This is a genomic window from Methylobacterium sp. FF17 (assembly GCF_025813715.1).
Lineage (GTDB): Bacteria > Pseudomonadota > Alphaproteobacteria > Rhizobiales > Beijerinckiaceae > Methylobacterium > Methylobacterium flocculans.
On record NZ_CP107532.1, the window covers coordinates 13,656 to 24,508 of the forward strand.

Below are 10,853 nucleotides of genomic sequence, written 5' to 3' on the forward strand. Positions count from 1 at the left end.
AGGCTAGACGACGAAGCTCTCCGGCAGTCAAGCTTCCATCCACAGAACGGGCCTGCGCGCCGGCCGAGACGGCGCGAGCGGTGCCGGACCGCCACAATCCATAACTGAGCCCGCACGGATTTGATCCGCACGGAATGATCACCTCACGTCCGGGCGGCGCCGCCGAGCCCGTCGAAGAAGTCCTTCACCTTGGAAAAGAAGCCGGCGCTCTCCGGGTGGTTCTCGTCCGAGGCCGACTGGTCGAATTCCTGCAGCAGTTCGCGCTGGCGCTTCGAGAGGTTCTGCGGGGTCTCGACGAAGACCTGGATGTACAGGTCGCCGACGTCGCGCGAGCGCAGCACCGGCATGCCCTTGCCCTTGATGCGGAACTGCTTGGCGGTCTGGGTTCCGGCCGGGATCCGCACCTGGGTCTGCGACCCGTCGATGACCGGCACGGTGATCTCGCCGGCGAGCGCCGCCGTCACCATCGAGATCGGCACCCGGCAGAACAGGTCGGCGCCGTCGCGCTGGAAGAACTCGTGCGGCTTGATGGAGAGGAAGACGTAGAGGTCGCCCGCCGGTCCGCCGCGCAGGCCCGTCTCGCCCTCGCCGGCGAGCCGGATGCGCAGGCCGTCATCGACGCCCGCCGGCACGTTGATCGAGAGGGTGCGCTCGCGGTCGACGCGGCCCGCACCGCTGCAGGCGCCGCAGGGATCGTCGATGACCTCGCCGCGCCCGTGGCAGTTCGGGCAGGTCCGCTCGATGGCGAAGAACCCTTGCGCGGCGCGCACGCGGCCGTAGCCGCCGCAGGTCTGGCACGGGCGCGGCTTCGAGCCGGCCTTGGCGCCCGAGCCCGCGCAGACCTCGCAGGTGACGGAGGTCGTCATCCGGATGGTCTCGGCCTTGCCGGCGAAGGCCTCCTCCAGGGAGATCTCGAGGTTGTAGCGCAGGTCCGCGCCGCGCTCGCGGCCCGGGCCGGCGCGCCCGGCCCCGCGTCCGCCCCCGGGGGCGGCTCGGCCGTCGCCGAAGAAATTGTCGAAGATGTCCGACATGAAGTCGCCGAACTCGTTGCCGAATCCGGGACCCCCGCCCCCGCCCTGCTGGAAGGCGGCGTGACCGAAGCGGTCGTAGGCGGCGCGCTTCTGGCCGTCGGAGAGGCACTGGTAGGCCTCGTTGATTTCCTTGAACTTGAGCTCGGCCTCGGCATTCCCGGGATTGCGGTCGGGATGGTAGCTCATGGCGAGCTTGCGGAAGGCGACCTTCATCTCGCCGTCGGTCGCGGTCTTGGAGACACCTAGGATCTCGTAATAGTCCCGCTTCGACATTCCAGCCCCTAACGTCCCCCGGCGCGCCGGACCGCGCCGTCATCTCACCAGACATGGCGAGGGGCCGGATCGCTCCGGCCCCCCTTCGTTTACCGCGAAGGGGCGTTATGCCCGCTTCTTCTGGTCCTTGTCATCGACTTCCTGGAAGTCGGCGTCGATGACGTCGTCCTTCTTCGCCTCGGCCGTGCCGGCCTCGGCCCCTGCCTCGCCGGCCTGGTTGGCGGCGTACATGGCCTCACCCAGCTTCATCGAAGCCTGCATCACGTCGGTGGTGCGGGCCTTGATGGTCTCGACATCCTCGCCGTCCAGCGCCGTGCGAAGCGCGGTGATCGCGGTCTCGATGGCCGCCTTGTCGTCGGCCGAGACCTTGTCGCCGTACTCCTTCACCGACTTCTCGGTGGCGTGGACGAGGCTCTCGCCCTGGTTCTTCACCTCGACGAGCTCGCGACGCTTCTTGTCCGCTTCGGCATTGGCCTCGGCGTCCTTGACCATCCGGTCGATGTCCGCGTCCGAGAGGCCGCCGGAGGCCTGGATGCGGATCTGGTGCTCCTTGTTCGTCGCCTTGTCCTTGGCCGTCACGTTGACGATGCCGTTGGCGTCGATGTCGAAGGTCACTTCGATCTGCGGCATGCCGCGCGGGGCCGGCGGGATGCCCATCAGGTCGAACTGGCCGAGCAGCTTGTTGTCGGCCGCCATCTCGCGCTCACCCTGGAAGACCCGGATGGTGACCGCGTTCTGGTTGTCCTCGGCCGTCGAGAAGGTCTGGGACTTCTTCGTCGGGATCGTGGTGTTGCGGTCGATGAGCCGCGTGAACACGCCGCCCAGGGTCTCGATGCCGAGCGAGAGCGGGGTCACGTCGAGGAGCAGCACGTCCTTGACGTCGCCCTGGAGCACGCCGGCCTGGACCGCCGCGCCGATGGCCACGACCTCATCCGGGTTGACGCCCTTGTGGGGCTCCTTGCCGAAGAAGGACTTCACGACTTCCTGGATCTTCGGCATGCGGATCATGCCGCCGACGAGCACGACCTCGTCGATCTCGGAGGCCGAGACGCCGGCATCCTTCAGGGCCTTGCGGCAGGGCTCGATGGTGCGCTGGACGAGGTCGTCCACGAGCGACTCGAACTTGGCGCGGCTGAGCTTCAGCGCGAGGTGCTTCGGGCCCGAGGCATCCGCCGTGATGTAGGGCAGGTTGATCTCGGTCTGGGTCGCCGAGGACAGCTCGATCTTGGCCTTCTCGGCCGCCTCCTTGAGGCGCTGGAGGGCGAGCTTGTCCTTGGTCAGGTCGATACCCTGCTCGCGCTTGAACTCCGCCGCAAGGTACTCGACCACGCGGTTGTCGAAGTCCTCGCCGCCGAGGAAGGTGTCGCCGTTCGTGGACTTCACCTCGAACACGCCGTCACCGATCTCGAGGATCGAGACGTCGAAGGTGCCGCCGCCGAGATCGTAGACCGCGATCGTGCCGGATTTGCGCTTGTCGAGGCCGTAGGCGAGGGCCGCCGCCGTCGGCTCGTTGATGATGCGCAGCACCTCGAGGCCGGCGATCTTGCCCGCGTCCTTGGTGGCCTGACGCTGGGCGTCGTTGAAGTAGGCGGGCACCGTGATGACGGCCTGCGTCACGGGCTGGCCGAGATGCGCCTCCGCGGTCTCCTTCATCTTCTGCAGGGTGAAGGCGGAGATCTGCGAGGGGGAATACTTCTTGCCGTCCGCCTCGACCCAGGCATCGCCGTTGTCGCCGCGGACGATCTTGTAGGGCACGAGGCCCTTGTCCTTCTGCGTCATCGGATCGTCGTAGGTGCGACCCACGAGACGCTTGATGGCGAAGAAGGTGCGCTCGGGGTTGGTGACGCCCTGGCGCTTGGCCGGCTGGCCGACCAGCCGCTCGCCCTCGTCGGTGAAGGCGACGATGGACGGGGTGGTGCGGGCACCTTCCGAATTCTCGACGACCTTGGGCTGCGTGCCTTCCATGACGGCCACGCAGGAATTGGTGGTGCCCAGATCGATACCGATAACCTTACCCATGGTGGGATCCCTCTGTTGTCGTTTGGTCAAGCAGACCGCCGAGCCCCGAAGCAGCTCGGCCCATGGCTGTGCAAAATGAGATGTGTGAGAACGGGTTCAGGCACCGGTTCGCACCCCGGATCGGTGCGGAGCCGGGTCTTAATCCCGCGTCTTGGCCGATATAAGAAGGGTGTCGCGGGGCCGCAAGGCGAAGCGCCGCCACGCGGCGCATCCGATCGGACCCGGCCGCGTTATCCCGTTCGTCCCCTCCAGGATCTCTCCCCGGAAAGATCCGCCCGGGGGAGAGCGGAGTGGCTCCCGTTCCGTCCACGCCTTTCCCGCCGTGGCGCGCGACGCCCCGCATGGTAAGTGTGCGGTGAACGTGCTTGGCTGCGCATCCGTCCGCCGCCCCTGCCCGAAACCCGAAAGTCTCGATGCGTCCGACCCGCGTACTCCTTCTCCTGCCGCTGCTGGTCCCGGTCCCCCAGGCGGCCTGCGCGCAGTCGTTCTTCGAGGAACTGTTCGGGATCGGGCGGGCGGCGAAACCTCCGGTGCCGCCGCGCGGCGTGCCCACGGCGCCCACCGCTCCGCCGCCGGGCGAGGCCCCGCCCCCGGCGGCCGAGGTTCCGAAGGCGCCGCCGGTGCCGCGCCAGCCCGTGGTGCTCAAGGCCCCGTCCGAGGACAACGTGATGGGCCAGGAGCTGCTGCTCAACGGCCTGACCGGCAGCCTGAAGCTGGAGAAGTCCGGGGCCGGCACCACCGCCCGGATCACCCTACCCGGGAACAAGATCTCGCAGCCCGTGGAGGCCTGCAAGGTGCCCCTCAACGGCGGCGCGCCGGTGGCCCTCTCCGCCGAGGGCCGGCCCGAGGGCGTGGGCCGCTTCGAACTCGCCGGCGGCGAGTGCCCCCTGCGCTTCGACGTCGTCGATGGGGCCGTGCTGGTCCGGCCCCTCGGGGCCTCGGTCTGCAGCTTCGCGGCGGCCGATTGCGCCACCACGCCGACCGGCCTCTGGGGGCCGGCCGCCGCCGCCCTGATCCCGCGCGCGGGCGAGTTCGAGGGCGCGCGCGGGGGCGCCGACCGGGCGGTGCGCGAGAACTACAAGCTGATGAGCCAGCGCCTGCGCGGGCCGGAGCTGCGCCCCGTGGTCACCGAGCAGGCGGCGTTCTCCTCCGACCGCGAGCAGCTCTGCCGGACCTATGCCCGCGAGGGCGCGCACGGCTTCTGCAACCTGCGCTTCACCGAGGCGCGCGCCCTGGCCCTCGCCACCCGTCTCGGCGTCAGCGTCACCGCGGCGACCCCGAGTGCGGCGGCGGCTCCGCCCCGTCCCCGCCGCAAGCCCCCGGTGGAGGGCATGAATCCGGATGCCGGCGGGTCGCCCTTCGTCGAGCCGTAGCGCCCGCCCTCAGCTATGCCCTGCGCTGACCGACAGCATCGCGAGATCGATGCCGTTGTTGCGCAGCGTGCGCTCGTACTTGGCGTCGAGGGCGGTGTGGAAGATGAGGTCCGGGTCCGCCGGGCAGACCAGCCAGCCGTTGGCCAGGATCTCGTTCTCGAGCTGGCCCGCCTGCCAGCCGGCATAGCCCAGGGCCAGGACCGCGCTGGCCGGGCCGTCCCCGGCCGCGATGGCGCGCAGGATGTCCACCGTGGCGGTGAGGCAGATGCCGTCGTCGATGATCAGCGTGGACTGGTCGATGTGGAAATCGTCGGTGTGGAGCACGAAGCCGCGCTTGGCATCCACGGGGCCGCCCATCAGCACCGGCATGTGCCCGACGCGCTCGCGCAGGCGGATCGCGTCCGTCTCGCTGGCGATGTCGAGCTGGATCAGCAGGTCGGGCATGTTGAGGTCGGAGACGGGCTTGTTCAGGATGATCCCCATCGCCCCGTCCGCCGAATGGGCGCAGAGGTAGATCACCGAGCGGGCGAAGCGGGAATCCGTGAGCCCCGGCATCGCCACCAGGAACTGTCCGTCGAGATAGGTGGGGTCGCCCGCGCTGGGCCGGGAGGTCTGCATGCCCACATGCTACGCCCGCCTGCGGCGATGTCCAGGGTTCGGCGGTGTCGCTGAGGGCCGGCGGTACTCCCGCGCGGAACATCCCGCACCCGGCGTCACAACTCGACAGGCCTCCCCCTGCTCGACAGGCCTCCCCCTGCGGTCTAGACGACGTTTCCGGGATCGGTGCCGCGCCGGCCGGGACCGCTCCAGGCTCCCGGCGGTGCGGGCACCCTCGCGACTTCAGGAGACACGGATGACCATCCAGGTTGGCGATCACCTTCCCCAGGTGACCTTCCGCGTGAGCGGCGCGGACGGGCCCGAGGCCAAGACCACGGACGACCTCTTCAAGGGGCGCCGCGTCGTCCTCGTCGGCGTGCCCGGCGCCTTCACCCCGAGCTGCCACCGCAACCACCTGCCCGGCTTCGTGGAGAAGCTGGCCGAGATCAAGGCGCGTGGCGTCGACGCCGTCGCGATCACCTCGGTCAACGACGTGTTCGTGCTCGAGGCCTGGCAGAAGGCCAGCGGCGCCGAGGGCCTGGAATTCCTCGCCGACGGCAACGCCGAGTTCGCCAAGGCCATCGGCCTCGACATGGACGGCGCCGGCTTCGGCCTCGGTCCGCGCTCCAAGCGCTACGCCATGCTGGTGGAAGACGGCGTGGTGCAGGTGCTGAACGTGGAGGATTCCCCGGCCAAGACGGAAATCTCGGGCGTGGACGCCCTGCTGAAGGTCATCTGAGCGGCTTTCGACGGAGCCGACATCCTGGAGAAGCCCGGGCGGTGACCCGGGCTGCTTCGGTGTCGATGGCGTTTCCTGTCCGGTGCTCGAGATGCGTGCGGGTTGATCGGGTCCGCTGTTTCGGCCCTGCCACGCTCCCTCTCCTGGAAGGAGAGGGTTGGGGTGAGGTGTGGTCCATCTCCGGAGAATCCACGCACCTCGCCCTCTCCCGAAGGAGAGGGAACCCGCGCCGGTATCGCGCGCTGGGATGCGCGCCACACGGCCTTCGGATGATCGCGGACGCTTCAGGGATCCGGTGGCGCTTCTGAAGCCCGAGGCGGCACATCCAAGCCGAAAGCCGAAAGCCGAAAGCCGCATTGCCGATGCCGGGCCGGTTGTCACCGGCGGCTCTCGCGACCGCTCGGGTGATCTCTCCGTCCGCCCGAACAATCGACAGGTGCGACTGCCAGGCGGCTCGCATCACGGCCGATCCCCGGTGTCCGCTCCGTCGACACCCTCCCCGCGCCGCGCCGCGACTGGAGGGATCCCGGAGGTCCGTCCCCTAACCGCCCCAGCCGTAATCCCGCGCGTGCCCGGCCTGGCGGTGGAACACCAGCCGGCGATCGTATTCCAGCGGGTCCTTCGGCTGCACCAGCGCGCCCTTCGGCACGTTGAGCCAGTCCACGAGGCGCGTGAGCAGGAAGCGCAGGGCCGCGCCCCGGCACAGGATGGGGAGCGCGGCGACCTCGGCCTGCGTCAGGGGGCGCACCGCCTCGTAGCCGGCGATGAGGGCCGCGCCCATGTCGCGGTGGAAGCGGCTGTCCGCGTCGAAGCACCAGGCGTTGAGGCAGATCGCGAGGTCGTACGCGAAGGCGTCCGTGCAGGCGAAGTAGAAGTCGATCAGCCCCGACAGGTCGTCGCCGATGAAGAACACGTTGTCGGTGAAGAGGTCGGCGTGGATGACGCCGGAGGGCAGGCCGCCGGGCCAGCCGGCTTCGAGCACGGCGAGATCCGCCCGCACCCGCGCGGCGAGGCCGGGCGAGACCGTGTCGGCCTGCGCCTCGGCGCCGGCGAAGAGCGGCGCCCAGGATGCCACCGAGAGGTTGTTGTCCCGGCGCATGCCGAAATCGGTACCCGCCGCGTGCAGTCCGGCCAGCGCGCGGCCCAGGGCCCGGCAATGGTCGACCCCCGGCCGCTTGACCGAGACGCCCTCGAGGAAGCTGACGATGACCGCCGGGCGCCCGCAGAGTTCGCCGAGCGCCACGCCGTCGCGGTTGCGGATCGGCTGCGGGCAGGCGAGCCCGCGCGCGGCCAGGTGCTCCATCAGGTTGAGGAAGAACGGCAGGTCACCGAGGCGCACCCGCTTCTCGTAGAGGGTGAGGATGTACGACCCGCCGGTGGTGTGCAGGAAGTAGTTGGTGTTCTCGACCCCCTCGGCAATGCCCTTGCAGGAGAGCAGCGTGCCGATCCCGTAGGCGGAGAGGAAGGCGGTCAGCGCCTCGTCGGAGACCTCGGTATAGACGGCCACGGCGCTTCACTTGATCGTTTCGAGGGCGAACAGCACAAGGGCGCCGGAACGGCGCCCTTGCGGTCGAACGGGGCCGGCGGGCGAGAAACCCGAGCCTGACTTCAGGTCTACTCGGCGGCTTCGCTGCGCAATTCGCGCGGCAGCGGGAAGGACATGTCCTCGACCACCGTGGAGACCGTGTCCACGGTCACGGTGTAGCGCGTGGCGAAGGCGTCGATGATCTCCTCCACCAGGACCTCGGGTGCGGAAGCGCCGGCGGTGAGGCCGAGCTTGCGGATGCCCTCGAAGGCCGGCCAGTCGATCTCCTCGGCGCGCAGCACGAGGCGGGTGATCGGGCAGCCGACGCGCTCGGCGACCTCGCGCAGGCGCTGCGAGTTCGAGGAGTTCGAGGATCCGACCACGATGACGGCGTCCACCAGCGGCGCGACCTGCTTCACCGCTTCCTGGCGGTTGGTCGTGGCGTAGCAGATGTCGTCCTTGTGGGGACCGGTGATGGTCGGGAACTTCTCCTTGAGCGCCGCCACGATGTGGCGGGTGTCGTCCACGGACAGCGTCGTCTGCGTCACCCAGGCGAGGTTGTCGCGGCTCTCGGGCTCCAGGGCGGCGATCTGCTCCAGGTCCTCCACCAGGGTGATCGAGCCCTTGGGCAACTGGCCCATGGTGCCGACGACCTCGGGGTGGCCGGAATGGCCCACGAGCAGCACGTGGCGGCCGCGCTTGTGGTGGATCTCCGCCTCGCGGTGAACCTTGGTCACCAGCGGGCAGGTGGCATCGATGGTGACGAGGCCGCGGCTGTCGGCGTTGGCCGGCACCGTCTTGGCGACGCCGTGCGCGGAGAAGATCACCGGGGCGGAGCCGTCCGGCACCTCGTCGAGCTCGCGCACGAAGACGGCGCCCTTCCGCTTCAGGCTCTCGACCACGTACTTGTTGTGGACGATCTCGTGGCGGACGTAGACCGGGGGTCCGTAGATGGCGAGCGCCCGCTCCACCACGTCGATGGCCCGCACGACGCCGGCGCAGAAGCCGCGCGGCGCACAGAGCAGGATCTCCAGGGGCGGCTTCTCCAGCTGCGGCGTGGCCGCATCGGCGGAGACGGGGGAGGTCGTCGGATTCGCGTCGCTCATGATAGCCGGGATGTGGCGAGGCAAGGCCGCCCCTGTCAACCATCCATACCGCAAAACCACCGCCCTGGCACCCGGCCCCGTGTGAAACCGGACCCGCGTGGCGTGTGGGACCCGGTCATCCGCCGATTTCGGCGTGCGTCAGGCCCGCATCCTGGCCCCGGCCGCGCATTCTGCCAGGGCCGCCTCCAGGAGCGGGATCATGCGCGGGTCGGTGCACTGGGCCACGTTGAAGCGCAGGAAGGCGTTGCCGAGGGAGGACGGGCTGAAGGCGCCTCCGGGGGCGAGGACCAGTCCCCGCGCCAGGGCGTGCCGCGCCACCTCGGCCGAATCGATTCCGTCGGGCAGGCGCATCCACAGGAAGAACCCGCCCGCCGGTTCGAGCCAAGCCGTCAGCCCGCAAGCCTCCAGCCGGCGCAGGGCCGGGGCCATGGCGCGGGCGAGCTTGTCGCGGACCTCGCCGAGGTGGCGGCGATAGGTCCCGTCCGTCAGGAGGCCGTGCATCAGGCTCGCCGACAGGTGGCTGTTGCCGAGGCTCGTGGCGAGCTTCAGGTCCACCAGCGACTCGACCCAATCGGCGCGCAGGGCGATGAACCCGCAGCGCAGGGCCGCCGAGAGGGTCTTGGAGAAGCTGCCGACCTGGATCACCCGCTCCAACCCGTCGAAGCCGGCCAGGCGCGGCGAGGGCGCGACCTCGAAATCCCCGAAGATGTCGTCCTCGACGATCAGGGTGTCGTGCGCCTCGGCGAGGCGGAGGATGCGGTGCGCGGTCGTCGCCGCCAGGGTCGAGCCGGTGGGGTTCTGCAGTGCCGAGTTGGTGAGGTAGAAGCGCGGACGGTGCTCGGCGAGCTGCGCGGCGAGGATGGCGAGATCCGGCCCGCAGGGGGTGAGCGGCACGCCGACGATCCGGGCCCGGTGCGCCCGCAGCAGGGCGTGGTAGTTGAAGTAGCAGGGGTCATCCACCAGCACGGTGTCGCCGGGTTCGAGCAGGAAGCGGCAGAGCAGGTCCACGGCCTGGGTCGCGGAATCCACCAGCACCACCGCGTCGGCCTCCGCCTCCACGCCCTTCTCGGACAGGCGCCGGGCGATCTGCGCGCGCAGCGGGGGAAAGCCGAGGGGCTGGTCGTGCGCGACGAGGTTCGCCTCCCCGCCCCGCGCCAGCTGCCGCAGGCCGCGCCGGATCGCGTCCTCGGGCATCCAGGCGGCCGGCAGCCAGCCCGAGCCCGGCATCACGAGGTCCGGGCCCGCCTGCATCGACTGCCGGGTGATCCAGAGCGGGTCCACCGCCCGGTCGAGCTGCGGCCCCACCGTCTTCAGGCAGAGCGGGCGCGTCTTGCCGGCCACGTAGAAGCCGGAGCCCCGGCGCGCCACGATGGCGCCCTCCGCGCCGAGGCGGTCATAAGCCTCGACCACGGTGGATTTCGACACCCCCATGCTCTCGGCGAGCGCGCGCACCGAGGGCAGCCGCGCGCCGGGCAGGAGCTGGCGCGCCGCGATCCGCTCGGCGATCGAGGCCGCCACGGTCGTGACCAGGGTCGGGGCGGATGCGGGTGCGGCCTTCATCTGTCCTGCTCCTCGTCCCGGACAATTTGGTCGAACCGTACTGCACTGTCCCTGTCCCCGCCAGTCGCCGCCGGGCATCCCCGTTCCCTCGGCGCCCGGGACGAACGGCGCGTCGGCAGAGGACGACGACCATGGACGGCATCACCGCGCACACGCATACCCGACCCACGACCCGGCTCGACCGCGCCCGGGCCCGCCTGACCCGTTGGATGGCCGCCGCCGTCGCGGGCGTCTCGCGGGCCGCGATCAACCGCCGTGTCGTGGGGCAGCTGTCCCGGATGTCCGACCGCGACCTCAAGGATATCGGCCTCGTGCGCCAGGACGTGCTCGATTCGCAGACCCTGCTTCTGGAGGGCGACGCCGCGAACTTCCTGGTCGGCCGCCGCGAGGAGCGGCGCCGGGCCCGGCATCCGGTCCCGGCCGGTCGGCGGCCCGCGTCGTTCGGCGCGAGGTGCTGATTCGCACCGGCGGCCGCCCGCGCGGCGTCGTCGGCGTCGCGCGGGCGTGACGGGCGGCCGCCCACCCGCTAAGACGGCGCGTCCGGCACGCCTGGATCGCGTTCGATCGGCATCGGCAGGCCCATCCGCCTGAGAACCGATCGGCCCCGGATCGTCGTCCAACCTCGGAGTG

The 10,853-nt window shown here is 70.3% G+C and carries 9 protein-coding genes; 3 read left to right on the forward strand and 6 right to left on the reverse strand.

Annotated features, from left to right (window positions below; all coding sequences use genetic code 11):
* Positions 1-143 precede the first annotated feature (143 nt).
* Together dnaJ and dnaK are read right to left on the reverse strand one after the other, a co-directional pair.
* Positions 144-1,304: a molecular chaperone DnaJ gene (gene dnaJ / locus OF380_RS00090; RefSeq protein WP_264048752.1), complete on the reverse strand. Its 1,161-nt coding sequence runs from the start codon at positions 1,302-1,304 to the stop codon at positions 144-146.
* 105 nt (positions 1,305-1,409) lie between these two features.
* Entirely contained in the window at positions 1,410-3,323 is a 1,914-nt protein-coding gene (gene dnaK / locus OF380_RS00095) for a molecular chaperone DnaK (RefSeq protein WP_264048753.1), read from the reverse strand.
* A gap of 413 nt (positions 3,324-3,736) precedes the next feature.
* On the opposite strand from dnaK, the gene OF380_RS00100 reads away from it, so the two are divergent.
* Positions 3,737-4,696: a hypothetical protein gene (locus tag OF380_RS00100; protein ID WP_264048754.1), complete on the forward strand. Its 960-nt coding sequence runs from the start codon at positions 3,737-3,739 to the stop codon at positions 4,694-4,696.
* 9 nt (positions 4,697-4,705) lie between these two features.
* On the opposite strand, the gene OF380_RS00105 is transcribed toward OF380_RS00100, so the two are convergent.
* Positions 4,706-5,314 carry a YqgE/AlgH family protein gene (locus tag OF380_RS00105; RefSeq protein WP_264048755.1) on the reverse strand — a complete coding sequence of 203 codons (609 nt, stop codon included), beginning with the start codon at positions 5,312-5,314 and terminating at the stop codon, positions 4,706-4,708.
* A 235-nt stretch (positions 5,315-5,549) separates the two neighbouring features.
* On the opposite strand from OF380_RS00105, the gene OF380_RS00110 reads away from it, so the two are divergent.
* Positions 5,550-6,032, forward strand: coding sequence for a peroxiredoxin (locus OF380_RS00110; protein WP_264048756.1), 483 nt, complete (start codon positions 5,550-5,552; stop codon positions 6,030-6,032).
* Positions 6,033-6,573: 541 nt separating this feature from the next.
* Here OF380_RS00110 and thrB read toward each other — a convergent pair.
* The 3 genes from thrB to OF380_RS00125 all read right to left on the reverse strand — a co-directional run bounded on the left by thrB (position 6,574) and on the right by OF380_RS00125 (position 10,223).
* Complete coding sequence (thrB, locus tag OF380_RS00115) at positions 6,574-7,539, reverse strand: homoserine kinase (protein WP_264048757.1); 966 nt, start codon at positions 7,537-7,539, stop codon at positions 6,574-6,576.
* A 107-nt stretch (positions 7,540-7,646) separates the two neighbouring features.
* The gene (gene ispH, locus OF380_RS00120; RefSeq protein WP_264048759.1) at positions 7,647-8,663 is read right to left on the reverse strand and encodes a 4-hydroxy-3-methylbut-2-enyl diphosphate reductase; all 1,017 of its coding nucleotides are present in this window, start codon (positions 8,661-8,663) and stop codon (positions 7,647-7,649) included.
* A gap of 138 nt (positions 8,664-8,801) precedes the next feature.
* Complete coding sequence (locus OF380_RS00125) at positions 8,802-10,223, reverse strand: aminotransferase-like domain-containing protein (RefSeq protein WP_264048760.1); 1,422 nt, start codon at positions 10,221-10,223, stop codon at positions 8,802-8,804.
* A 131-nt stretch (positions 10,224-10,354) separates the two neighbouring features.
* On the opposite strand from OF380_RS00125, the gene OF380_RS00130 reads away from it, so the two are divergent.
* Complete coding sequence (locus OF380_RS00130; RefSeq protein ID WP_264048761.1) at positions 10,355-10,681, forward strand: DUF1127 domain-containing protein; 327 nt, start codon at positions 10,355-10,357, stop codon at positions 10,679-10,681.
* Positions 10,682-10,853: the final 172 nt, after the last annotated feature.

What these genes read in the sequence shown, in the direction of transcription:
- dnaJ (WP_264048752.1), bottom strand. Translation starts at nt 1,304, where the DNA reads ATGTCGAAGCGGGACTATTACGAGATCCTAGGTGTCTCCAAGACCGCG.
- dnaK (WP_264048753.1), bottom strand. Translation starts at nt 3,323, where the DNA reads ATGGGTAAGGTTATCGGTATCGATCTGGGCACCACCAATTCCTGCGTG.
- OF380_RS00100 (WP_264048754.1), top strand. Translation starts at nt 3,737, where the DNA reads ATGCGTCCGACCCGCGTACTCCTTCTCCTGCCGCTGCTGGTCCCGGTC.
- OF380_RS00105 (WP_264048755.1), bottom strand. Translation starts at nt 5,314, where the DNA reads ATGCAGACCTCCCGGCCCAGCGCGGGCGACCCCACCTATCTCGACGGA.
- OF380_RS00110 (WP_264048756.1), top strand. Translation starts at nt 5,550, where the DNA reads ATGACCATCCAGGTTGGCGATCACCTTCCCCAGGTGACCTTCCGCGTG.
- ispH (WP_264048759.1), bottom strand. Translation starts at nt 8,663, where the DNA reads ATGAGCGACGCGAATCCGACGACCTCCCCCGTCTCCGCCGATGCGGCC.
- OF380_RS00125 (WP_264048760.1), bottom strand. Translation starts at nt 10,223, where the DNA reads ATGAAGGCCGCACCCGCATCCGCCCCGACCCTGGTCACGACCGTGGCG.
- OF380_RS00130 (WP_264048761.1), top strand. Translation starts at nt 10,355, where the DNA reads ATGGACGGCATCACCGCGCACACGCATACCCGACCCACGACCCGGCTC.